Source organism: Mesorhizobium sp. M0195, assembly GCF_040322115.1.
In the GTDB taxonomy this organism is placed as follows: Bacteria; Pseudomonadota; Alphaproteobacteria; order Rhizobiales; family Rhizobiaceae; genus Mesorhizobium.
Genome location: NZ_JAMYSV010000002.1, coordinates 148,804 through 172,331, shown reverse-complemented (window position 1 = coordinate 172,331; position 23,528 = coordinate 148,804). Strand labels below are relative to the sequence as shown.

Annotated in this window: 19 protein-coding genes and 4 pseudogenes; 15 read left to right on the top strand and 8 right to left on the bottom strand. The window is 61.5% G+C overall.

Features of this window, described 5'->3' with window-relative positions; all coding sequences use genetic code 11:
- The first annotated feature begins 16 nt into the window (after positions 1 to 16).
- The 7 genes from NKJ12_RS05650 (at position 17) to NKJ12_RS05620 (ending at position 8,720) form a co-directional block, all read left to right on the top strand.
- On the top strand, positions 17 to 2,617 hold the full coding sequence (locus NKJ12_RS05650) for a TRAP transporter permease (RefSeq protein ID WP_352701548.1): 2,601 nt from the start codon (positions 17 to 19) through the stop codon (positions 2,615 to 2,617).
- A gap of 87 nt (positions 2,618 to 2,704) precedes the next feature.
- Positions 2,705 to 3,610 (top strand): DMT family transporter, encoded by a 906-nt coding sequence (locus tag NKJ12_RS05645; protein WP_352701547.1) that lies wholly within the window; start codon positions 2,705 to 2,707, stop codon positions 3,608 to 3,610.
- A gap of 193 nt (positions 3,611 to 3,803) precedes the next feature.
- On the top strand, positions 3,804 to 4,523 hold the full coding sequence (locus NKJ12_RS05640; RefSeq protein WP_352701546.1) for a FadR/GntR family transcriptional regulator: 720 nt from the start codon (positions 3,804 to 3,806) through the stop codon (positions 4,521 to 4,523).
- 51 nt (positions 4,524 to 4,574) lie between these two features.
- Positions 4,575 to 5,549, top strand: coding sequence for a sialic acid TRAP transporter substrate-binding protein SiaP (locus NKJ12_RS05635; RefSeq protein ID WP_502894239.1), 975 nt, complete (start codon positions 4,575 to 4,577; stop codon positions 5,547 to 5,549).
- Positions 5,550 to 5,691: 142 nt separating this feature from the next.
- Complete coding sequence (locus NKJ12_RS05630) at positions 5,692 to 6,264, top strand: TRAP transporter small permease (RefSeq protein ID WP_254818543.1); 573 nt, start codon at positions 5,692 to 5,694, stop codon at positions 6,262 to 6,264.
- A gap of 3 nt (positions 6,265 to 6,267) precedes the next feature.
- Entirely contained in the window at positions 6,268 to 7,674 is a 1,407-nt protein-coding gene (locus tag NKJ12_RS05625; RefSeq protein ID WP_254818544.1) for a TRAP transporter large permease, read from the top strand.
- On the top strand, positions 7,671 to 8,720 hold the full coding sequence (locus tag NKJ12_RS05620; RefSeq protein WP_352701544.1) for an L-idonate 5-dehydrogenase: 1,050 nt from the start codon (positions 7,671 to 7,673) through the stop codon (positions 8,718 to 8,720). The genes NKJ12_RS05625 and NKJ12_RS05620 overlap by 4 nt, the downstream gene beginning before the upstream one ends.
- 178 nt (positions 8,721 to 8,898) lie before the next feature.
- On the opposite strand, the gene NKJ12_RS05615 is transcribed toward NKJ12_RS05620, so the two are convergent.
- Complete coding sequence (locus NKJ12_RS05615; RefSeq protein ID WP_254818635.1) at positions 8,899 to 9,186, bottom strand: hypothetical protein; 288 nt, start codon at positions 9,184 to 9,186, stop codon at positions 8,899 to 8,901.
- Positions 9,187 to 9,549: 363 nt separating this feature from the next.
- On the bottom strand, positions 9,550 to 9,783 hold the full coding sequence (locus tag NKJ12_RS05610; RefSeq protein ID WP_352507602.1) for a hypothetical protein: 234 nt from the start codon (positions 9,781 to 9,783) through the stop codon (positions 9,550 to 9,552).
- 252 nt (positions 9,784 to 10,035) lie between these two features.
- On the opposite strand from NKJ12_RS05610, the pseudogene NKJ12_RS05605 reads away from it, so the two are divergent.
- A pseudogene (locus tag NKJ12_RS05605) lies at positions 10,036 to 10,948 on the top strand (NADP-dependent oxidoreductase).
- Positions 10,949 to 11,450: 502 nt separating this feature from the next.
- Positions 11,451 to 12,140, top strand: a complete 690-nt coding sequence (locus NKJ12_RS05600; RefSeq protein ID WP_352701543.1) for a DUF899 family protein — start codon at positions 11,451 to 11,453, stop codon at positions 12,138 to 12,140.
- A 150-nt stretch (positions 12,141 to 12,290) separates the two neighbouring features.
- On the opposite strand, the gene NKJ12_RS05595 is transcribed toward NKJ12_RS05600, so the two are convergent.
- The 3 genes and pseudogenes from NKJ12_RS05595 to NKJ12_RS05585 form a co-directional block, all read right to left on the bottom strand.
- Positions 12,291 to 12,794 carry an SRPBCC domain-containing protein gene (locus NKJ12_RS05595; RefSeq protein WP_352701542.1) on the bottom strand — a complete coding sequence of 168 codons (504 nt, stop codon included), beginning with the start codon at positions 12,792 to 12,794 and terminating at the stop codon, positions 12,291 to 12,293.
- A gap of 3 nt (positions 12,795 to 12,797) precedes the next feature.
- Positions 12,798 to 13,415 (bottom strand): NADPH-dependent F420 reductase, encoded by a 618-nt coding sequence (locus NKJ12_RS05590; protein ID WP_502905698.1) that lies wholly within the window; start codon positions 13,413 to 13,415, stop codon positions 12,798 to 12,800.
- A gap of 154 nt (positions 13,416 to 13,569) precedes the next feature.
- Positions 13,570 to 13,776 (bottom strand): annotated as a pseudogene (locus tag NKJ12_RS05585) (LysR family transcriptional regulator); the annotation flags it as partial.
- 294 nt (positions 13,777 to 14,070) lie between these two features.
- Here NKJ12_RS05585 and NKJ12_RS05580 point away from each other — a divergent pair.
- The 3 genes from NKJ12_RS05580 to NKJ12_RS05570 all read left to right on the top strand — a co-directional run bounded on the left by NKJ12_RS05580 (position 14,071) and on the right by NKJ12_RS05570 (position 16,265).
- The gene (locus NKJ12_RS05580) at positions 14,071 to 14,820 is read left to right on the top strand and encodes an SDR family oxidoreductase (RefSeq protein ID WP_352702062.1); all 750 of its coding nucleotides are present in this window, start codon (positions 14,071 to 14,073) and stop codon (positions 14,818 to 14,820) included.
- 109 nt (positions 14,821 to 14,929) lie between these two features.
- Positions 14,930 to 15,427: an SRPBCC domain-containing protein gene (locus NKJ12_RS05575; RefSeq protein ID WP_352701540.1), complete on the top strand. Its 498-nt coding sequence runs from the start codon at positions 14,930 to 14,932 to the stop codon at positions 15,425 to 15,427.
- 43 nt (positions 15,428 to 15,470) lie between these two features.
- Entirely contained in the window at positions 15,471 to 16,265 is a 795-nt protein-coding gene (locus tag NKJ12_RS05570) for an SDR family NAD(P)-dependent oxidoreductase (protein WP_352701539.1), read from the top strand.
- A gap of 39 nt (positions 16,266 to 16,304) precedes the next feature.
- Here NKJ12_RS05570 and NKJ12_RS05565 read toward each other — a convergent pair.
- The 3 genes and pseudogenes from NKJ12_RS05565 to selD all read right to left on the bottom strand — a co-directional run.
- Positions 16,305 to 16,576, bottom strand: a pseudogene (locus tag NKJ12_RS05565) (hypothetical protein); the annotation flags it as partial.
- Between the two features lie 46 nt (positions 16,577 to 16,622).
- A pseudogene (locus NKJ12_RS05560) lies at positions 16,623 to 16,826 on the bottom strand (adenylate/guanylate cyclase domain-containing protein); the annotation flags it as partial.
- Positions 16,827 to 17,197: 371 nt separating this feature from the next.
- Positions 17,198 to 18,274, bottom strand: coding sequence for a selenide, water dikinase SelD (gene selD / locus NKJ12_RS05555; RefSeq protein WP_352701538.1), 1,077 nt, complete (start codon positions 18,272 to 18,274; stop codon positions 17,198 to 17,200).
- Positions 18,275 to 18,748: 474 nt separating this feature from the next.
- Between selD and fdnG the strand changes: the two genes are divergently transcribed.
- Genes fdnG through NKJ12_RS05540 form a run of 3 tightly spaced genes read left to right on the top strand, consistent with a single transcriptional unit; the run spans position 18,749 to position 23,483 of the window.
- The gene (fdnG, locus tag NKJ12_RS05550; RefSeq protein WP_352701537.1) at positions 18,749 to 21,835 is read left to right on the top strand and encodes a formate dehydrogenase-N subunit alpha; all 3,087 of its coding nucleotides are present in this window, start codon (positions 18,749 to 18,751) and stop codon (positions 21,833 to 21,835) included.
- Between the two features lie 12 nt (positions 21,836 to 21,847).
- A complete protein-coding gene (fdxH, locus tag NKJ12_RS05545) occupies positions 21,848 to 22,798 on the top strand; it encodes a formate dehydrogenase subunit beta (RefSeq protein WP_352701536.1) in 951 nt (316 codons plus the stop codon).
- Entirely contained in the window at positions 22,785 to 23,483 is a 699-nt protein-coding gene (locus NKJ12_RS05540; protein WP_352507612.1) for a formate dehydrogenase subunit gamma, read from the top strand. Before fdxH ends, NKJ12_RS05540 begins: the two co-directional genes overlap by 14 nt.
- The last annotated feature ends 45 nt before the right edge of the window (positions 23,484 to 23,528 follow it).

Genomic DNA, 23,528 nt, shown 5'->3' with positions numbered 1-23,528 from the left:
ATAATTGTGGGGAACGATGACAGATCAAAGCCAGCGCGCGGCAGCGCCTGACCAACCCGTTATCGACATCGACAAGCTCAGCGAGATCGTCGCGGAAGCCGACACCGGTGGGCGCAAGCCGACCGGCCGCACCGCGAAGCTGATCCTCGGCGTATCGCTTGCATGGTCGCTGTTCCAGCTCTGGTATGCCTCGCCCCTTCCGTTCATGCTCAATTTCGGCGTTGTCAGCGACGGCATCGCCCGCTCCATCCATCTGGCCTTCGCCCTGTTTCTGGCGATGCTGACGTTTCCGGCCTTCAAGACCTCATCGCGCAGCCGGGTGCCGCTACCCGACTGGGTGCTAGGCATCGCCGGGGCGGCGTCCGCCCTCTATCTGCTGGTCTTTTATAGCGATATCGCCCACCGGCCGGGTCTTCCCACTACAGCTGACCTGGTCGTATCGATCGCCGGCGTCCTCATCCTGCTCGAGGCCGCCCGTCGCGCCGTCGGGCCTGCCATCACTGTCATCGCGGCGATCATGCTGATCTATATTTTCGCCGGGCCTCACCTTCCTGGCCTGCTCGGCCACAAGGGCGCGACGTTATCGCGCGCAGCCTCGCAGATGTGGCTGACGTCCGAGGGGGTGTTCGGTGTCGCCCTCGGTGTGTCCACCAATGTCGTCTTCATGTTCGTTCTGTTCGGAACATTGCTGGAGCGCGCCGGCGCCGGCGGCTTTTTCATCCAGCTTGCCTTCTCGCTGCTCGGTAAATACCGCGGCGGTCCGGCCAAGGCCGGTGTCGTGGCTTCCGGCCTGACCGGCATGATTTCCGGCTCTTCGATCGCCAATGTCGTGACTACCGGAACCTTCACCATCCCGCTGATGCGACGGGTCGGATATTCTGCGGTGAAGGCGGGCGCCATCGAATGCGCGGCCGGCGTCAATGGTCAGCTGATGCCTCCTGTGATGGGCGCCGCCGCGTTCCTGATCGCGGAATACGTCGGCATCTCCTATGCCGAGGTAGTCAAGCACGCCTTCTATCCGGCGCTGCTGACCTATGGATCATTGTTCTACATCGTCGATATCGAGGCGATGAAGACAGGGATGAAGGGCCTGCCGTCACGCCGCACGCACTCCGCATTTCAGGGTGCGCTGCGCGGGCTGATGGGCATATGCGGCTTCATCGTCCTCGCAGGGCTTGTCTATTACGGCATTGGCTGGACGAAGATCGTTTTCGGCGCGGCCGCGACCTGGATGATCACTGCCGCGCTGATCGCCGTTTACATCGGCCTTGTCGCCTACCGGGCGCGCTATCCCGACCTGCCGCTCGAGGATCTGGAGGGCGAGATCGTCAGGATTCCGCACTTCGGCGAGACGGCGCGCACCGGATTGCATTTTCTGCTGCCGGTGATCCTGCTGATCTGGTGCCTGATGGTGGAGGAGCTGTCGCCCGGCCTCTCGGCATTCTGGGGCGTTGTCGCCCTGATGGCGCTGATCGTCACGCAACGGCCGCTCACCGCCTTTTTCCGCAAGGACCGAGCGCTGGCACGGCATTGGCTTCACGGTTTCGACGATCTGGTCGGTGGACTGTCCGCCGCTGCGCGCAACATGACGACGGTCGGCATTGCCACTGCGACGGCCGGCATCATCGTCGGGACGGTCCTGCTCACCGGCATCGGGCTGGTGATGACCGAGCTCGTCGAATTCATCTCGGGCGGCAGCTTCATCGTCATGCTTTTGTTCACCGCGGTGATCTGCATCATTCTCGGCATGGGCATGCCGACCACCGCGAGCTATGTCGTCGTCGCCACCTTGATGGCGCCGGTCATCGTCGATTTGGCGGCGCAGAACGATCTTGCCGTGCCGCTGGTCGCCGTCCATATGTTCGTTTTCTATTTCGGGCTGATGGCGGACGTGACGCCGCCGGTGGGGCTGGCGGCTTATGCTGCTGCCGCAATTTCCGGCGCCGATCCGGTGAAGACCGGGATTCAGGGTTTCAAGTACGAGATCCGTACCGGCCTCTTGCCGTTCATCTTCATCTTCAACACCGGGCTGCTGATGATAGATCTCGAAGGGCCGTTCGACTTCGTGGCGATGGTGGTCACATCGACGCTGGCCATGGTCTCGTTTGTAGCAGCGACGCAGAATTGGATGCTCGTGCGCAACCGCTGGTACGAGACGATTGCCTTGCTTCTGGCCTGTTTCATCTTGTTCAGACCGGGATTGTTGCTCGATCAGGTGAGCGAACCTTATCGGGCAGTGCCTGCCTCCGAACTCGGCCGTATCGTCGACGAGACAGCCGAAGGCGGAGCGGTTCGCCTGCGCCTGACGACGCTGAACCTCAACGGCGATGAGATATCGAAGCTGGTCCGGCTACAACTCGGGCCCGCAAATTCATCGGCCGAACGCCTGAAGGCTGTGGGGCTGGACGTCAGCGCGCTCGGCGACAGCGTGACGGTCGGCGTGGTGCGACTGGGCAGCCAGGCGGCCAAATTCGGCCTGCAGCCCGGCGACGAAATAAACCAGGTGCTAGTGCCCGCGGAGCGGCCGTCGCGCTATTGGTTCGCGGTTCCAGCCCTGCTGTTGCTCGGTCTCGTCTTCTGGGTTCAGAAGCGGCGAAGGTGGACAGTCGGCCCGTAAGCGTCTTGTGAGCGGAAGAGGCTCGCCAGCATGTCAGTAACAGGAGAACCAAACGGCGCCGCGGAACCGGCTAATGCGGAAATGCGCATGACGACGCGCGACCGCCCCTTCGAACCCGTCGACTACGGGCTTTACGCACTAACGGTCATTGCCTGGAGCGCATCGTGGTTCGCGATCGAACTTCAGGTCGGCAGTGGCGTGTCGAACGAGGTCAATCTGGTCTGGCGCTTCGCCATCGCCACGCTGCTGATGTTTGCCTGGGCGGGTTTCTCCGGTCGGCGGCTCCGCTTCCCGATCACCGATCATCTGCGCTTTGCTGTGCTTGGCATCCTCATCTTCTCGTCAAACTTCCTGTTTTTCTATTATGGCGCCGGCTATCTCGTCAGCGGCTTGCTCTCGGTCGTCTTCTCGCTCGCCTCGGTCATCAACATGCTGCTCGGTGCCTTGGTCATCGGCGAGCGCCCGGCGCCGCGCATTCTCGCCGGCGGCGTCATCGGCTTCGCCGGCATAGCGCTGATGTTCTTCCCCGAAATCGCTGCCAACGGGCTTTCCGGCGGCACGTTGGTGGGCCTTCTTCTGTGCCTCTGCGGCACCCTGAGCTTCTGCGCCGGCAATCTCGTCTCCGTCGCAAACCAGCGCCGCGGACTGCCGCTCGTTTCAACGAGCGCCTGGGGCATGCTTTATGGCACTTGCTGGTCGGCGTTCCTGGCCTTCCTGCTAGGTGAGCCGTTCGTGTTCGCGACGACCGCCTCTTATATCGGCTCGCTGGTCTTCCTCGCCGTCATATCGACGGTCGTGGCTTTCGCCGCCTACCTGACGCTGCTCGGACGCATTGGCGGCGCCCGCGCCGGCTATGCGACCGTCATATTTCCCGTCTTTGCGCTTTTGATCTCCACGGCGCTGGAAGGCTATGCCTGGACTGCGTACGCGATCATCGGGCTCGTCCTCGTCGCCGCCGGAAACGTCCTGGTCATTCGAGGAGGACGACGCTGACGCATGCAATGCGTCGCAATGCGCCGCCTTCCGCTGCGCGGGCCCCGCCACATAGGTGCACCGGATAGATGGGGCAGGGCGCCTTCTTCTTCTGTCTGCTTATCCAGCTTGACTCTCTTGGTCGTCAGTTTAGGCTGCGGTCAATGGGTCAGACCAATGTACCAGGGCGGCCGGGGAGGGGAATTAGACGCGCATGCCGATCCAGGCTGTTGAACCTCGCCGGCTATACCGACAGGTCGCCGATCAGCTCAGGCAGCTGATCGATGCCGGCGAGTTTTCCGTCGGCGACCGTCTGCCGACCGAGCGGGATCTGGCCGACCAGCTCGGAATTTCCCGCCCGACGGTCCGTGAAGCGCTGATAGCGTTGGAGGTCGAAGGCCGCATACGCATCCGCGTCGGCTCGGGTATCTACGTCACCGATCCGCCGAGCGCCGCCGCCTCCGAACCCGAAGTCGAGGAAGGCCCGTTCGAGCTGTTGCGCGCGCGCGAATTCGTCGAAGGCGCGATCGCTGCCGAAGCGGCCGTCCATGTCCGGCCTGCAGACATCGAACGGCTCGACGACGTGCTGCGCCGGATGGAGGCCATGCGTCACCCCAACAAGATGACCATTACGCTCGACCGGGAATTCCATACCGCTGTCGCCGGCATTCTCGAGAACGCGGTGCTGGTGCGCTTCATCGGCGAGCTTTTCGACCAGCGCATGAACCCGTACTTCGAACGCCTGTCGATCTATTTCGAGACCAGCGATTCCTGGCAGGTCGCGGCAAGGGAACATCGTGCCGTGCGCGATGCAATTGCCGCGCGCGACCCCGAGCGGGCCAAGGCCGCCATGCAGCAGCATCTGCGCCAGTCGCAAATCAGATTCTCACGCAATTTCGATGAGAGAGCCGCAGCCAAGGAGGTTGCGGAATAGCAGTTGGCCTGGGGGAGATCCGGCCGTCAAGTTCAACCAGGGAGGAATTAGATGCTGAGAAAATACGCAGTTCTGCTCGGTGCGATCGCCGCAATTGCCATACCCATGGCGTCGGCCTCGGCGGAAACGGTCCTGAAATGGGCACATGTCTACGAGACGACGGAGCCCTTCCACACCGAATCCGTGTGGGCTGCCGACGAAATCAAGAAGCGCACCCAGGGCCGCTATGCCATCGACGTCTATCCGGCCTCGCAGCTTGGCAAGGAAGCAGACATCAACCAGGGCCTGATGCTCGGCACCGTCGATATCATCATTTCCGGATCGAGCTTCGCGGCGCGCGAATATCCACCGATCGGCGTCACCTATTTCCCGTACACTTTCCGCGATGCCGACCATCTGCTGAAATACACCAAAAGCGACGTCTACAAGGCCCTGACCAAGGGCTATGAGGACAAGACCGGCAATCACATCGTCGCCACCACCTATTACGGGACGCGGCAGACCACCTCGAACCGGCCGATCGCCAAGTGCTCCGACATGCAGGGCTTGAAGATGCGCGTTCCCGACGTGCCGGCCTATCTGGCCATGCCGCGTGCCTGCGGGGCCAACACGGCGCCGATTGCCTTCGCCGAGGTCTATCTGGCTCTGCAGAACGGCACGGTCGAGGCCCAGGAGAACCCGCTGACCACCATCGAGGCGAAGAAATTCTACGAGGTGCAGAAGAATATCGTGCTAACTGGCCATATCGTCGATCATCTCAACACCATCATATCGGCGTCGCGCTGGGCCTCGCTGTCCGACGAGGACAAGAAGATCTTTACCGAGGTGATGCAGGAGGCTGCCGCCCGCGCCACGGCGAAGATCGTCGCCCGCGAAAAGGAACTGGTGCAGGTATTCAAGGACCGCGGCATCACCGTAACGGATGTCGACCGTGCCGACTTCGAGAAGAATGTATTGGAGAAGGTCACCTTCGAGGAGTTCGGGTACAACAAGGCCGATTGGGAAGCGATCCGCGCTATCAAGTAGAGCATCGGAAACTGGATGCTCAATCAAGAGGTTAAAGCGGCAATCGGATTCGCCGCTTTAACCTGCCTATCCGTCGGGCTTCAAATTGCGCCGGACGGCCTTCCAATCCTTGACGATCCACCAGCTTCGGGAGTGCGCGCCAATGGCCGAGGAACACCACACCGAGATCACCGTCGAAGAGATTGCGCACGCCTTCGAGGAGGTGCCGATGCGCGTCGACCTGTCGGACCACGGCATCGAGGACTGGGTCACGCTTGCCGTGTTCTGGGGCATGGTCGTCTGTGTCTTCCTGCAGTTCTTCACCCGTTATGCGCTGAACAACAGCTTTGCGTGGACCGAGGAGATCGCCATCAACGCGCTCGTCGTCGTTGTCTTTCTCGGCGCCGCCATGTGCGTGCGCCTTTCGCGCCATATCCACGTCGACGTGCTTTACCACTATCTGCCGGAGCGCGTCGGCCGCTGGCTGGCTCTCGCCGTCGATATTATCCGCATCGCATTCTTCGCCTACGGATCCTGGCTGATGTGGCGCTATGTCACGATCGTGGCGCATGAGCGCATGGTCACCGTCAACCTGCCGCGGCGCTGGTTCTTCTACGCCGTATTGGCCGGCTTCGTGCTGATGCTTCTGCGCTCGATCCAGGTCTTTATCGGCAATTACCGGCGCGGCTATTCGGTGCTCGAGCGTCCTGGTGCGTTCGAGACGGCGGGGGTCTGAGCGATGCTGCTTCTGGTCGGGGGCTTTCTTGTCCTGATGCTCATCGGCGTGCCGGTCGCCGTTTCGATGGCGGCCGCGTCGATCCTTTACCTCGTCATCTACGGCGTCGCGCCCGACATCATCGCGGCCCAGCGCATGATCGCCGGGGTCGAGAGCTTCCCGCTGCTCGCCGTGCCCTTCTTCATCCTGGCCGGCAACCTCATGAACATCGCCGGCGTCACCGGGCGCATCTATTCCTTCGCCCTTGCCCTGGTCGGCTGGATGAAAGGCGGCCTGGCGCAGGTCAACATCATCGGATCGGTGATCTTTTCCGGCATGTCGGGTACCGCGCTCGCCGACGCCGCCGGTATCGGCACCATCGAGATCAAGGCGATGAAGGACCACGGCTATCCGATCGACGCCGCGGTTGGCGTCACCGCCGCTTCCGCCACTCTCGGGCCGATCTTTCCGCCCTCGCTGCCCTTCGTCATCTACGGCATGATGGCCAATGTCTCGATCGGTGCGCTGTTCATGGCCGGCATCCTGCCCGGCGTGGTCATGACCATGCTGATGATGATTACGGTTGCCATCTTTGCCTACAATCGCGGCTGGGGCTCCGACACGCCGTTCGAGCTTCGGCGGCTCGCCGAAGCGGCGGGCGAGGTGCTGGTGGTGGCTGCCTTTCCGATTGGCTGTTACGTGCTTGTGCAGCTTGGCCTGTCGATCAACGTCGCGGTCGGCATCGCGCTGCTGCTGCTGATCGCCGCGGACTGGTATTTCGATTTCTCCGCGGTCATGGCGCTGATGACGCCGGTCATCCTGATCGGCGGCATGACGATGGGCTGGTTCACGCCGACCGAGGCGGCAATGGCGGCTGTGATCTGGTCGCTTTTCCTCGGGCTGGTGCGCTACCGCACGATGACGCTGCGTTTGCTTGCCAAGGCCAGCTTCGACACGATCGAGACGACCGCCTCCGTACTGTTCATCGTTACCGCCGCATCGATCTTCGCCTGGCTGCTTACCGTCAGCCAGGCGGCACAGCTGTTTTCGAACTTCATTTTCGCCCTCACCGAAAACAAGTGGGTCTTCCTGATCCTGGTCAACATCCTGATGCTGGTGGTCGGCTGCTTCCTCGATACGATCGCCGCGATCACGATTCTGGTGCCGATCCTGCTGCCGGTCGCCGCCGTCTACGGCATCAACCCGGTGCATTTCGGGCTGATTATGACGCTCAATCTGATGATCGGGCTTTTGCACCCGCCGCTCGGCATGGTGCTGTTCGTGCTGTCACGCGTCGCCAAGCTCTCGGTCGAGCGCACCACCATGGCGATCCTGCCGTGGCTGGTGCCGCTTATCGTGGCGCTGCTTCTGATCACCTTCATACCCGCCATCACGCTTTGGCTGCCGACCGAGATGGGCTTGATCCGGTGAGTGGCCAGGTGATCGCCGCAACGCTGTTCGGCCCGCAGGACCTGCGCGTCGTGGAGCATCCGCTCGAACCGCTCGCACCAGGCATGGTGCGTGTGCGCTTCGGGGCCGGGGGCATCTGCGGCTCCGACCTGCATTATTTCCGCCATGCCCGCACCGGCGACTTCGTTGTGACCTCGCCGCTTGTCCTCGGCCATGAAATCTCCGGCGAAATCGTCCAGATCAACGGCGCGGCACCCGGCCTGGGCGTCGGCGACCACGTCGCGGTCAATCCGTCACGCTGGTGCGGGCATTGCGCGCGATGCCTGGAAGGCCGCGCCAATCTCTGCGAAAACATCTACTTCATGGGCTCGGCATCGAAGACGCCGCATATGCAGGGCGGCTTCGCCAGTCTGTTCGACGTCACGCCCGCGCAATGTTTCAAGGTTCCATCTGATGTGGCCTACCAGGCGGCCGCACTTGCCGAACCGCTGGCGGTCAGCCTGCACGCCGTCGCGCGGGCCGGCGACATCAGGGGCCGCAACGTCGTCCTGTTCGGTGCCGGTCCCATTGGCCTCTTGACCATGCTCGCGGCCAGGCTTGCCGGCTGCGCTGAACTGACCGTCGTCGATATCGCCGCCGCGCCGCTCGCCTTCGCCCGCAGGTTGGGCGCCGACAGGACGATCGACCTTGCCAGCGGGGACGCCGAGATCCAGTCGCTCGCGGCCGGCGGTTCGCTTGATGTGGCGTTCGAGATTTCAGGCACTGCCGCAGGCCTTGCCGCGGCAATCGCCAGCGTCCGGCGCGGCGGCACGGTGGTCCAGGTCGGCAATCTTCCCGGTGGCCAGATCCCGCTGCCCGCCAATGCGGTGATGGCCAAAGAGATCGAACTCAAAGGCACCTTCCGCTTCGGCAGCGAGTTCGGTCGCGCAGTCGACCTCATTGTGTCGCGGGGGGTGGACGTCCTGAGGCTGGTGACGGCGGAGCGCACGCTTTCCTCCGCCCCCGATGCCTTCCGACTTGGCGCCGACCGCGCTCAAAGTGTCAAGGTCGTGCTGACCGCAGACTGATTGAGGATTCGCAACGTCCCTGTTTTTTACGAGCCCATTGGCGCTTCACCGTGCAGGAACAAACAGCGGATGTGCGACGGAGCGGCCTCGCGCCTTCCAAACGTGGCGTGTGGGCCATGCCGGCGCGCGCGAAGATGCTGGACAGGTTCGAACGAGCAGGAGCGATTCGTACCTGATTCTATGTTCCTTTCACGACCCTCGGCTTAATCGGCCGGCGGGATTGGGCCGCGCTCTCGAGTGTCAAGGCCAACCGCTTCTCGTCTTCGATGGCGCGATCGACTGCCTCGATTTCCTCTTGGAGGACCTTCAGCTCGACTCCATAGCTGGAGCCGTCGCTGTCGCCAATTTGAAAGCCACTTGCCCGCATTGCGTCGCGAGTATGGTGCACGTTACGGACTCCTTCGCGTCGAGTCGCGACCAGAATTTCCCTGAATTCTCTAAGACGTTCAACGTGATTGCGAGCCATTTGCGTTCTCCTATTTCGTCGTCATCGTCGCTGACGGCGATTCAGCCCGACAAAAACCTACGGCGCAGAAGGTTTAAGCGCCTCTAAGAGATACGCTCGACAGAGCATGAATGCGGAAGGTCAAATTTGAACGTCTTGCAATAGTTTGATGCACGACAGCTGGAGAGACGCTTCGGCCGAGCGCCTCTGCTGCTCGGCGCTCTTGCTGGTCCCTCCGGCTTCAGGATTGCGAGGGTCCATCTGTGAGCGTGCAGCGGCGCACGGTCTCATGGCTGGTAAGCGGCGCAGTCCCGACTACAGTTGGCAAATCGCCGGATTGGCCATCACTCCCAACGGCGCGCCTGAGATCGCCCGCGCTCGGTTTTATTGGTCCGAAAACCTCACGCTCACGCCGCGCTGCCGAAAATAAGCCTGCATCAACTTGCGGCCCGAGCGATTGTTCTGCGCCAACTTGGTCGGATCGAACACCGCCTGTTTTATCCCCTCTCGTGTGAGCGCTGCCTTGAGCGTCGCGATACCTGCGTCGATGTCGGCATTGCCCGCCCGGAGCGAGGCATAGATACTTTCGGTCGCCTCGGCCACGGTCAGTTCGCTCACAGATGTCGTCCTTTCATACAGGGCGGCGGCTTAGCATGGATTCGCGGCTCGCCGATACCGATGAGACCGTCATTGGAATCCTGTCGGCGACGCTGAAGTAGCGGTATTACTCGACCGGCAACGAGGGCGTGCTGCGGCTCGGCGTGATGACATACCTTTATGGGGACCTAGTCTAACTGCGTGAGAGATCGAAAAGACCTTCCACGCCAGCAATTTACCCCGAACCAACAAATCACTGAGGAGACAATTCCCATGAAAGCGATCGTAGTGACGGACCAGGCTGCAGGAACGGCCGGAATGAAGCTGGGGCAGCGGCCCGAACCACAGGCGGCAATAAACGATGTCGTCGTACAAGTTCATGCGGCGGGATTCGTCAACACCGAACTGGAGTGGCCTTCGACCTGGGCCGATCGGGCCTTCCATGACCGGACGCCGTCGATCCTCGGCCATGAGCTGGCCGGTGTGGTCACGGCCCTCGGCTACGGCACCACGGGGCTTTCGATCGGTCAGCGGGTGTTCGGCCTCGCCGACTGGCATCGCGACGGCACGCTCGCCGAGTATGTCGCCATGGAGGCACGCAATCTCGCACCGCTGCCCGGCGACGTCGACTTCACGGTTGGCGCAAGCTTGCCGATCTCCGGCCTGACCGCGTGGCAGGGACTGTTCCAGCACGGCCGCCTTCGGGCGGGGCAGAGCGTTCTCGTGCATGGCGCGGCCGGTGCCGTCGGTTCGATGGTGGCGCAGCTTGCAAGGGAGGCCGGAGCTTATGTCATCGGCACCGGACGCGCCGCCGACCGCCAGAAGGCGCTCGACTTCGGTGCAAATGAATTCATCGATCTCGGGAATGACACCTTGGAAGAGGTCGGCGGTGTCGATCTGGTTTTCGATGTCATCGGCGGCGATATTCAGAAACGGTCCGCAACGCTGGTCCGGGCCGGAGGAACGCTTGTGACAGTCGTCGGACCAACGGATATTCGACCTGCAGATGGCCTGACGGTTGACTTCGTCGTCGAGGCTAGCCCAGCTTTGTGAGATCGTTCAGCGGATCCGGGATGGACGACTGCGGACGAACATCGGCAAGGTCTCGAGCATGGATGATGCCGTCGCCACCTTCAACTCAACCGAGCGACGCACGGGAAAGACAGTCATCAGCGTTCGTCCGTAAGAACTCGGGGAGAGAGGGCGGTTCCTCTCTCCTCGTCTACTCCCATCAGCAAGATACCCTCAGCAAGATAATTGCCTCGGCCATGCCGGTCTTCGTCGCTTAGACTCTCCGTGTCGCGATCGGTGTATTGGCGCTGTTCCCGTTCATCGCGGACGATTGGCGCGACATCGGCAACCTCTCCCTGCACGATTGGTTCCTGGTGACGGTGATAGCGCTGTCGGCATGTTCGGATTCTCGGCGCTAATGCTGTACGGCATGGCGATGGTGCCCGGCGCCGTTGGCGCGACGGTCATGAGCACCACATCCAGGCACGACCGCTTCGGGACAACCAGACGGTGCTGCTCTTGTGCCCGCCGGGCGAGCCGGGTTACCGTCCGCTCGCCCTGTCCGTTCTGCGCCTCGAACGGATGGGTCGCGGAGGCCATCGACTTCGAGGTGCCGATGAGGTTTTCGGTCCTTGCGCGGTTTCAACAAGGACGAGGTCGAAACATAGGGAGGTCGGATGAAGGTCGCAACTGAGCAGGAGTGGCAGGTCGCCCGCAAGGAGCTGCTGGCGGCCGAGCAGGAGCTGGCAGCGCACGAACAGCGTGTCACCAAGCAGCGGCGGGAGTTGCCCTGGGTCCCGGTCGAAAAGCACTACACCTTCGCCACCGTCGACGGGCCCAAGTCCTTGCCGGAGCTGTTCGATGGCCGCTCGCAGCTCCTCATCTACCACCTGATGTACGGGGAGGACTGGAAGGTGGCGTGCCCGGGCTGCACCTCGGTTGGCGATGGGCTGGGCGGCATGGTCACGCACATGAACAACCGCGACGTGACGCTCATCGCGATGTCGCGGGCGCCGCTGGAGAAGCTGGTGGCGACTAAGGCACAGCGCGGGTGGACGATGCCCTACGTGTCGGGCTACGGCGACGACTTCCTGTTCGACTACGGCTTCGCGTTCCGCCGGGAGGAGATGTTCGGAATCGTCCGCGACGAGTTCGACATGGAGCAGCTGCTCCGCGAGGCACCTCAATGGCTGCAGGACTACCGCGACGACGTCGGCGCGCCGGACCTCCAGTCGGCCGTGTCGGTGAGCGCAGGGTGGAGCGTCTTCGCGATGGAGGGCGGAGCGGTCTACAACACCTACCGCCGCTATCCACCGCTTGTGGGGCCGCCCTACGCGCCGTTGCTCGAGTTCGTGCCAAAGCCGTGACATCCGCAACTTGCGCGCCTGCCTTGGCGAAGCGGGCATTCGCCAATAGAGAGCGTGTCATGTAAGCACGTGACCGCTTCTTATCGCGGGGATGTTCCTAAGGCGGAGGCCCTAAAATCAGCCGCGAGCGAAGAAGATGCAGATGCGGAATTAGCGTGCAGTTCTCGCCACTTCCGCCTCGGCAGCGCGAGCAAGGTCTTCGACCCACTGCTGATGATAGCGGTAGAGCCCACCGGGGTGCTTGTGTCCGAGCACGTCGAGGAACCAAGGGCCCTGCTGCGTCTCTTCCGTCAGCACATGGCAACCCGTGTCTGTGGAAGTGATGACCCAACCGTGATAGGCGGTCGAGCCGGTCTCGTCGCCGTCGACCACCGTTTTCCACGCGAGCCTGTGGCCGGGCTCGCACTCCGTCACGACAAGGCTCATCGGAAATCCAACCGTCACCCGACTGAATCTGGTTCCGAGCGCCAGTTTAGGCTCACCGGTCAGGATCTTGACCTGATCCTCAGGAGGAAAGTAGCTCGACCAGTTCTCGGCGTCGATCAGCAGCTCCCACACCACTTCAGGCGGGGCTTTCACGTCAATGTCATTGAGTGCGTAGATCGACGAAATCTTCGGGTCGAAATGGTCAGGCCATATTACACGATCATACATGGCTCAAGCCTGCTTCTTGAAGAGATCTTTGAAAATTAAAGGCGCCCAGGTGTTTCCTCGCGCCTGAATGAGCAGCCCACCCTCTGCGAGCCTTCCAAGGTTGACCGGTGCATAGCCGAGTTGCTCGACCAGCGTGGACACCACCGGAAGGGCGCTGTCATTGTCGCCGGAGAGAAAAACTACTCGCCGCCAGCCGTCGATGGAGGGCTCCTGAGCAAGGACGCCTGCAGGCAGGTGGTTGAACGCCTTGACAAGCGCGGCAGCGCCAAACGCCTTGGCGACCACGGCCGAAGACGGGAGGCTGCCCAAATCGCTTGGTGAGACGCCGTAGGCGTTCGTCACATCGATAATGATCTTGCCCCGCCAGTCCTTGGCAGTGTTCGCAACCTCCCCGTGCGCCCAGAACGGAACAGCCAGCAGGATAATGTCGGCCTTGATCGCTTCGTTCAGGGAGCTGGGGATGACCGTGGTTCCGGTGGCCGTTGCGAGCGGCGCGAGCGCCTTGGGCGCACGTGTGCTTGCTATGGCCACTTCGATATCCTTGCGGGCGAACATTTTCGCGAGCGCCTGACCGACGGCCCCGGCGCCTATGATTGCGTAAGTCATTTCATATCTCCAGATCGGCGAATTGCCGGTACGTTCTGGAGCTTAGCTAAGGTCGTGGAGCCTCAACCGGGATTGGCGATTTCTCGACAGCGGCTGTGCATCGGCGCACCATTCACGGATTGGTCGCGCCTCGGCGTCCCAGTGGAGGTCGACATCCGTGGCCAGGGACAGCGAACTCGAGGACTCCCTCACCCGCATCCGTGAGACGATAGCCTGAGGGCAGCTTCTCGAACAGGTACGCGCCGAGGCGCTGTTCCAGTTGGGCAATGCGTCGCAGCACAGTCGAGTGGTTTACCTTGAGGCGCTCGGCGGCGGCCCGAACCGAGCCTTCGCGCGATATGACAAGAAAGTAGCGAACGTCGTCCCAGTCGATCATGTGGTGCAACCTTGCACCGCAAGCTGCGGTGTTGAAACACGTATTAAATAGCATGAATGGTGCGAATCTCTCGTCGACCCCACAATTCTAGTTTCGCTGCAGCTCCCAGACCTCGGCAATCGGCTATTCTGCGGCATTCGCAGCCAGTGCCGAACACCATCCCCTGGGAACAGGCGGTGCGCCAACGCACAGCCGCTGTCGAGAAATCGTCAATCCCGCCTGAGCGCGTTCGATCCCATTTGCTTGCGAGGGGGCGAGATGATCGTCGACCCTGGACAAAAAAGGAAAACCGGAATGGGCCGACTTGATGGGCGAATAGCCGTTGTTACCGGTGCGGCAAGCGGCATCGGCCTTGCCACCGCGAAGCGGTTTGCGGCCGAGGGCGCAGTAGTCGTGATGGTGGACCAGCACGGCGAGAAGGTTCGACGTGCCGCGCAGGCGTTGGGGCGGGGCCTGGATCCGGTCCTCGCCAACATCACGAAGATGGCGGATCTCGCTGCTCTTCGCGACCACGTCGCCAAGACCTACCGCTTCGCCGACGTCCTGTTTGCCAATGCCGGCGTCGCTACGTTCGCGCCGGTCGGCGAAGTGAGCGAAGAAGCGTTCGATCGAACCGTCACGACCAATTTGAAGGGAACATTCTTCACCGTGCAAACGCTGTTGCCGGTGCTCCGCGACGGCGCCTCGATCATTCTCACGTCGTCCGTGTCGGGCTCGAAGGGCGCTCCGGCTTTCAGCGTCTACTCGGCCAGCAAGGCTGCGGTCCGCTCCCTCGCGCGGACCCTCACCTCGGATCTGAAAGCACGCCATATCCGCGTAAACGCGCTCGCCCCCGGGAACACCGAAACGCCCATCGGCATAAATGCCGGGCTGTCCCAGGAGCAGAGCGATGCCTTTTTCGCGCACACTGCCCTCGACACGCCGCTGGGCAGGAACGGTCAAGCCAACGATATCGCTGCGGCCGCGCTCTACCTTGCGTCCGACGACAGTTCGTTCGTGACCGGCATCGAGCTGACCGTCGACGGGGGCTTCGCGCAGGTGTGAGCCCGGGCCGCTGGCGCTGAGGGGCCGCCGCTAATGTCGGCATCGGTCGACCACTTCGCGCAGGCAGGTACGGCACTTTTCTCGCTTTTGTCCCAACACGGAGAACAACATGTTCGAGGCAATCAAATGGCCGGCAGACCTGACGCCCAGCCGATCCCCGATCCATTTCACCAACGAACTTGAGGTCGCGGCCTCTGCTGAAACGATCTGGTCGTTGCTCGTAGATCCCGCCGCTTGGCCTGGCTTCTACCCGGGCGTCGAACACGTGCAGTTGCTTGATGGGCACGAATCGCTTCGCCTTGGCACACGGTTCGAAACCAACCTGGCCGGCCAGGACGTCTTCGCGTCAGTGCAGGAGTTCGAGCCCATGACGCGCATCGCGTGGGGCGGCTACCCCAAGGCGGCGGTGACTTCGAAGGCCTATCACGCATGGATTATCACACCCACGGCGAATGGATGCCACCTCTGGACCGAGGAGACGATGCAGGGCCCGTTCTGGATCGAAGTGGCCAAGAAGGCCCCCGACGTTTTTTGGCGCACGCACGAGAAGCTCCTTGAGGATCTCGCCAAGGTCGCAACCGAACGCACTGCCTCACACATCAAGTAAAACAGCCGTCGCTGTCGCAGTCCGAAATTGAAGGAATAGACTCATGAATATCGATCTTAAGGGCCGCAAGGCCGTTGTAACGGGTTCCACGGCGGGCATCGGTCGCGCCATCGCCGAAGGACTGGCGCGCGCGGGCGCTTCGGTTGTGATCAACGGCCGCGGCGAGGAACGCGTCGCCACAGCGCTTCGCGAGATTCGCGAGCTTTTCCCACAGGCTGATCTGACGGGCGTTACGGCTGATCTGGAGACAGCCGAAGGGGCCGGAGCTCTGTTCGCACAGGCGCCTGATGCGGATATCCTCGTCAACAATGTGGGCACAGCGCGCCCGAAGACTTTCTTCGATCTCGCCGATGACGACTGGCTGAGCCTCTTCCAGCTCAACGTCATGAGCGGTGTTCGCGCCGCACGCCACTATGTGCCGAAGATGACAGCGCGGGGTTGGGGACGGGTCGTATTCATCAGCAGCGAATCCGCACTCAACGTCCCGAAAGAGATGATCGACTATGGCATGACCAAGACGGCGCAACTCGCTATTTCGAGGGGGCTTGCCGAAGCGGTCGCCGGAACGGGTGTGACAGTTAACGCGGTCCTCCCCGGCCCAACGAGGTCCGAAATCCTGTCGAATATGATGAGTGAGCTGGCGCACTCGCAAGGCATCAGCCAAGAGGAAGCGGAGCAAGTGTTCTTGACGACGATGCGCCCGACAACACTGATCAATCGATTTGCGACGACCGAAGAAGTTGCCAACATGGTTGTTTACGTTTGTTCGGAGCAAGCGTCAGCGACGAGTGGCGCCGGTCTGCGCGTCGACGGCGGTGTACTTCGGTCAATCGTCTAAAAGTGTACGGATCATAAACCAGCTTCCCTAGCGCGAGTCGACGTCGCCAGTGAGTTCCGTCGCGGCCGAGATCACTTTCACCATCTCGCGCGTCCGACCCTGCAGGCGCTCCGATGACGGGTTACGGAGCGTGTTGCGGTGGACACCGTCAACTGGGCCAGGTTGGCCACCTTCACACCCAGTGCCTGCGACAGGTGCTTCGGCGAGATATAAGGCGTGCGCGGCTCCTCAAGGCTATCGACAAAGCCTGAAACCACCGTGGAATGTGCGAGCTGTGCTTGGCAGGTGAACAGAGGCCTGACGCCTTCCAGCACACTGCTTGTCCGTCCTCATCCGTAGCGGTTGTTAGTGCACCACTACCACACTGCGGAACCCGACCAATGCGCTATCGCCTGTGTGCTTGATCACGCGTCCATTGTGGACAGCGACGGTCGGGTCGATCAGGTCGCTGCGCGGTGCCCGCAACCTGGCCAAAGTACGGTCTTCATCCGCGCTCGCCAGCCGGCTGTACCCGACCACGTCGGCGGCCAGGATCGCGGCTAACTTGCGGTTCTCGCTCACAGGGGGCATCTCCTCGTGTCCATAATAACAGGAAGACACGTGATTACTGAAGGCCCGCTTCTGATAATCCGAGCCTCGAAGCTGCCAATCCGCCTCCAGCTCCAAATCGAGACCCCTCCTTGCTCGTCGCAAAGTATCGTCAATGCGCCATGCGACCTTCCAACTTGAGACTGAAACACATCATGGCCCTCTCTTTTCCGTTAACGGTGAGCGAGGCGTTTGATCGGGTGGAATCTAGCGCCGTAGATAGGACAAAACATCGAAAAACATTGGAATTGAATGCCGCGAAGCCCCAAACGTCGTCCGGGCCCACCATTACCATTATTTATCAATGCTTTATAGCATGGTCGCCACGAGGTTCGCCGATTCGTTCAGGCCTCTACTACTATTGTCGGCGCGCCGGGCCTGGCATGGCCGATGATGCGAGCCGAAGGGTAGCCGTCCGCGACGATCCTCTCGACGAGCGCGGCTGCGCAGTCGGTCTCGCAAGCAACCAGCAACCCGCCCGAAGTCTGTGGGTCCGTGAGAAGGTGGCGTCGCCACTCGGGCATGCCGGGAGGTAAGCTTACCGCGTCGCCATAACTCGCCCAGTTGCGCCAGGATGCGCCGGTAACGTGGCCGTCGACCGCGAGCGAGGCAGCCTCGGAAAACAGCGGCACGTCGCGGCTGCAAATTATCAGCGTGCACCCGGAACCGCGTGCCATCTCGAGGGCATGTCCGAGCAAGCCAAATCCGGTCACGTCGGTGACCGCGTGGACGCTCGCGTCCTGCGCCAGCTCCGCTCCGATCCGGTTGAGAAGGGTGGTGGAGGCGATCATTTCGCGATAGCCGCTCTCGGAAAGCGCCTGCATCTTGATGGCGGCGGAATAGATGCCGACACCGAGCCCTTTCGTCAGGATCAAGGTGTCGCCTGGCCTGGTATCAGAATTGCGTCGGATATCCTCGGGTCGGCATGTGCCGATGACTGCAAGGCCGTAAATCGGCTCCGGCGAGTCGATTGAATGGCCGCCGGCAACCGGGATTCCGGCGTTGGCGCAGACAGCTTCGCCACCTTTCAGGATTTCGCGGACCATGAGCGTCGGGATCTTGTCGAGAGGCATGCCGAGTATAGCCAACGCCATGATCGGCCGGCCACCCATCGCATAGATATCGGACAGGGCGTTGGTTGCGGCAATCCGGCCGAAATCGTAGGGGTTATCTACCATCGGCATGAAGAAGTCGGTGGTCGCAATGACGCAAGTCGCGCCGTCGAGCTGCCAGACTGCCGCATCGTCGCCGGTCTCCGTGCCGACGAGAAGCTGATGATAGGGACTGGCAGCCGCCGGATCGGCGAGAAGCTGCTGCAGCACTGACGGCGCCAGCTTGCAGCCGCAACCGCCGCCATGGGCGAGGCTGGTCAGGCGCACAACGGGCGCTTCCGTGACTTCAGGCGAGAGGGCGATTGCCATGGTCGTCGAGCCTCCTCTGCTGCCACGCTTTAGTAGGGATCAAAGTCAACCGGAATGGAAAATACGATCGCCCGACGCACGGCACGTTTGGAGCACGCTTACTCTCAGCGGATTTTGTTGAGTTAGGAAAGGCAAGGACCGTATCCAGCGTGCGAGGCACCGCCGTCATTGGGTATAGATCGAAAGGCGCCCCGACCCGCGGGAGCTGTTTCATCGCCACGCTTTACTTTATGATAATACGTTCGTTTTCGTCAATCGCAGTCGCGGTCACGAAAACAAGACAAGAAATTCGACAATAATACACAGTGCCGATTTGCGGGCACGAACCTGCTGCGAAGGCCGTTCGGAGGGCACTTTTGCTGCACCGTACGCACCTCGTTCTTTGGCATTGATTTTATTTGGTCCGAGACTAGTTACCCGGATTGAACCGTTGGTTCGAGTTGCCTTGTGGGGCATCGGCTTCGGGAGGAAACCATGAACATCGATCTTTCTCGACGCGCGTTCCTGCAAACAGCAGGCGCGGGTCTCGCCGGTACTACGCTCGGAGCCCTCGGCTTCGGCGATAGCGAGGCCGCACACGCGGCGGCCATACGGTCCTTCAAGCTCGCGAACACCATCGAAACACGCAATACCTGTCCATACTGCTCGGTGGCTTGCGGCATAATCTTGTATTCGAAGGGTGATCTCAGAAAGGGCGAGCCAGCCGAGATCACCCATATCGAGGGTGACACTGATCATCCGACCAATCGCGGCACCTTGTGCCCCAAAGGGTCGGCCCTGCTCGGATTTGTCAAGTCGCCGACCCGTCTGCAACATCCGATGATCCGCAAACCGGGCTCGGACAAGTTCGAGCCGATAAGCTGGGAAGACGCACTCAGCCGCATCGCCCGCCTGATGAAGGACGATCGCGACAAGAACTTCGTCGCGACAAACAATGACGGCGTGACGGTCAACCGGTGGATCACCACCGGCTTCCTCGCCGCCTCGGCTTCGACCAATGAAACCGCGTTCGCGACCTACAAGGTGGTCCGCAGCGCGGGCATGCTGGTGTTCGACAACCAGGCACGTGTCTGACACGGCCCGACGGTGGCGAGTCTCGCCCCAACATTCGGCCGCGGCGCAATGACGAATTCCTGGACCGACATCAGGAACACGGATCTCGTCGTCATCATGGGCGGCAATGCCGCCGAAGCGCATCCTTGCGGCTTCAAATGGGTCACGGAGGCGAAGGCCAACCGCGGCGCCAAGCTCATCGTCATCGACCCGCGCTTCACGCGCTCGGCTTCGGTATCGGATCTTTACGCGCCGATCCGCCAGGGAACGGACATCGCCTTCCTGCTCGGGCTGATCAACTACTGCATCCAGAACGACAAGGTGCAATGGGACTATCTGAAGGCCTTCACCAACGCGACATATGTTGTCAAGGAGGGCTTCACCTATCAGGATGGCCTCTTCTCGGGCTATAACGAGGCGAAGCGAGACTATGACAAGTCCAGTTGGGACTATGACATAGGCTCGGACGGCTTTGCCGTTGTCGACGCGACATTGGCCAATCCCCGCTGCGTCTGGAATCTGCTCAAGAAGCATGTCGCGGTCTACACGCCGGAGATGGTCGAGCGCATCTGCGGGACACCGAAGGACCGGTTCCTGAAGGTGGCCGCGATGGTCGCCGAGACGTCGTCTCCGACCAAGGCGATGACCTCGATGTACGCACTCGGCTGGACGCAACACTCGAAGGGCTCGCAGAACATCCGCGCCATGGCGATGCTGCAGCTTGTTCTCGGCAACATCGGTATACGCGGCGGCGGCATGAACGCGCTTCGCGGTCACTCCAACATCCAGGGGCTGACCGACCTCGGGCTGATGTCGAACCTGCTGCCCGGCTATCTGACGCTGCCGACTGAGAAGGAGGTCGATCTGGCAGCCTACATGTCGACCCGGGGCTTCAAGCCGCTCCGGCCGAACCAGATGAGCTACTGGCAGAACTACAGGAAGTTCTTCGTAAGCTTCCAAAAGTCGATGTGGGGCAATGCCGCAACACCGGAGAACGATTTCGCCTATGACTTCCTGCCGAAGCTCGACCTGCCGGGCTACGATCTGCTGCGGGCTTTCGAGCTTATGCACCAGGGCAAGATGAACGGCTATTTCTGCCAGGGCTTCAACCCACTACAGGCAGCTCCGAACAAGAAGAAGGTGATCGAGTCCCTCTCGAAGCTCAAATACCTCGTCATCATGGATCCGTTGGACACGGAGACGGGCCGGTTCTGGGAGAACCACGGGCCGTACAACGATGTCGATCCGTCGCAGATTCAGACGGAAGTCTACCAGCTTCCCTCCACCTGCTTCGCCGAGGATGACGGCTCGCTGGTCAATTCGGGGCGCTGGCTGCAGTGGCATTGGGCCGGCGGCACGCCCCCCGGCGAGGCCAAACGCGATACCTGGATCATGGCGCAGCTCTATTTGCGCCTGAAGGAGCTCTACACCAAGGAAGGTGGTGCCTTCGCCGATCCGATCGTCAAGCTCAATTGGCCTTATGCCGATCCCGGCGATCCGAAGGCCGAGGAGCTCGCCCAGGAGATCAATGGCAGGGCGCTCGCCAGGGTAACCGATACGGCCGACCCGACAAAGGTGCTGGCCGAGGCCGGAAAGCTCTTGCCGGGCTTCGCCGCGCTGCGCGACGACGGCTCCACCTCCTGCGGCTGCTGGATCTATTCCGGCTGCTTCAACGAAAACGGCAACAACATGGCCAGGCGGGACACCACCGATCCTGACGAAACCGGCGCCTATTCCAAATGGGCGTTCTCATGGCCCGCCAACCGCCGCATTCTCTACAACAGGGCGTCGGCTGACCTCGCCGGAAAGGCTTGGGATCCAAGCCGCAAGGTGATCGAATGGGACGGCACGAAATGGTCGGGCTACGATGTCCCCGACATCTTGCCAACGGCAAAGCCCGATCAAGTAGGCCCGTTCATCATGAATCCGGAAGGCGTCTCGCGCCTCTTTACCCGGGGCATGATGCGCGACGGACCATTCCCGGCGCATTACGAGCCATTCGAGTCGCCCATCGCGAACCCGATAGCTCCCAAAGTCCGCGGCAACCCCGCAGCGCGGGTGTTCGAAGGCGATATGGCCCAGTTCGCCGAATCGGCTTCGCAGGAGTTCCCCTACGCGGCGACCTCCTACCGACTGACCGAGCATTTCCACTTCTGGACCAAGCACGTCATCACCAATGCGGTGATGCAGCCGGAGTTTTTCGTGGAAATTTCGGAACAGCTTGCGGCCGAGAAGGGGATCACCAAAGGCGGCTGGGTGCGCGTCTGGTCGAAACGCGGTTCCGTTGTGGCGAAGGCCATGGTGACCAAGCGGATCAGGCCGCTCACCTGCGATGGCAAGACCGTCCACATCGTCGGGATACCGCTGCACTGGGGCTTCACGGGAGCGGCGAAGAAAGGCTTTGGCCCGAACATGCTCACCCCCTTTGTCGGCGACGCCAACATCGAGACGCCGGAATACAAGGCGTTCCTTGTCAACATCGAGCCCATCGCCGGGCCGGTAGCGTAGGAGGCGTAAGCGATGTTTCCTCCACTTCCAAATCCTTCGACGACAGATACCGCACCGCGTTTTTCCGACAAGGACCTCATCCGCCGCTCTGCCTCGAGGGTTCCCGCACCCGAGCAGCACTTGACGGAGGTCGCCAAGCTCATCGATGTTTCGAAATGCATCGGCTGCAAGGCGTGTCAGACGGCCTGCATCGAGTGGAACGACACGCATCCGGAGATCGGCTTCAATGCCGGCGTCTATGAGAATCCTGCCGATCTCACGCCGGACATGTTCACGCTGATGCGCTACAGCGAATGGGACAATCCCGAGACGAACGAACTCGAATGGCTGATCCGCAAGGATGGCTGTATGCACTGCGCTGACCCGGGCTGCCTCAAGGCTTGTCCGGCGCCGGGCGCCATAGTGCAGTATTCGAACGGCATCGTCGATTTCGTCCATGAGAACTGCATCGGCTGCGGCTATTGCATCAAGGGTTGCCCGTTCAACATTCCGCGCATCTCCAAAGTCGATCACACGGCCTACAAATGCACGCTCTGCTCCGACCGCGTGGCTGTCGGCCAAGGACCAGCCTGCGCCAAGGCCTGCCCGACCCAGGCGATCGTGTTCGGCACGAAAGACGAGATGAAACAGCACGCCGACGGCCGCATCAAGGACCTGAAATCGCGCGGCTATTCGAATGCCGGCCTCTACGATCCGCCCGGCGTCGGAGGGACGCATGTGATGTATGTGCTGCACCATGCCGACCAGCCGGAACTCTATTCTGGTCTGCCGAAGGAGCCGAAGATCAGCCCGCTCGTGGAGGCGTGGAAGGGCGTGACCAAATATGCCGGCCTCACCATTCTCGGCGTGGCGGCCGGCGTCGGCCTGCTTCACCATCTGGTCATGGGACCGAACAGGGTCTCCGAGACGGATGAGGAGCATGCCGAAGAGCTGACGGAAGGCGACTACGATGGCCGCGTATGACGTGAAGCCGAACGAGCAGGTACATCCCGGCAAGCCAGTGATCGTGGACCGCTACACGGTTGGCGCGCGGATCAACCATTGGATCACGGCGGCCAGCCTGATCCTGCTCGCCTTGTCCGGCCTTGCCATGTTTCACCCGAGCCTGTTCTTCCTGTCGGGGCTGTTTGGCGGCGGCCAGTTCACGCGCTTCATTCACCCGTGGATCGGCGTCTTGCTCTTCTTCAGCTTCCTTGGGCTTTTCCTTCGGTTCTGGAAGGCCAATTTGTGGAGGCCCGAGGACGGAACGTGGCTCGCACGTTTCCGTGACGTATTGTCCAATCACGAGGACAACGTCCCCGAAGTCGGCAAGTACAATGCCGGCCAGAAGCTCGTCTTCTGGTCAATGTCGATCCTCATCATCATCCTGATTTCGAGCGGCATTGTCATCTGGCAACAATATTTCGCCGCTTACACCACGATCAGTCAGCAGCGGGTGGCGCTGCTTGTTCATTCGATCGCTGCCGTGGCGATCATCGGCGTGTGGATTATCCATTTCTATTCGGCCATCTGGGTACGCGGCACCATTCCAGCCATGACGCGCGGACGGGTGACCGGCGGCTGGGCTTGGCGGCATCATCGCAAATGGCTGCGTGAACTGATCGCACGCAAACCGGACGGACGTTCGGGATCGAATCCCGCCGAATGAGCGGGCATTATTTTTACGCAATTCCGGACGGAAAGCCGTTATACT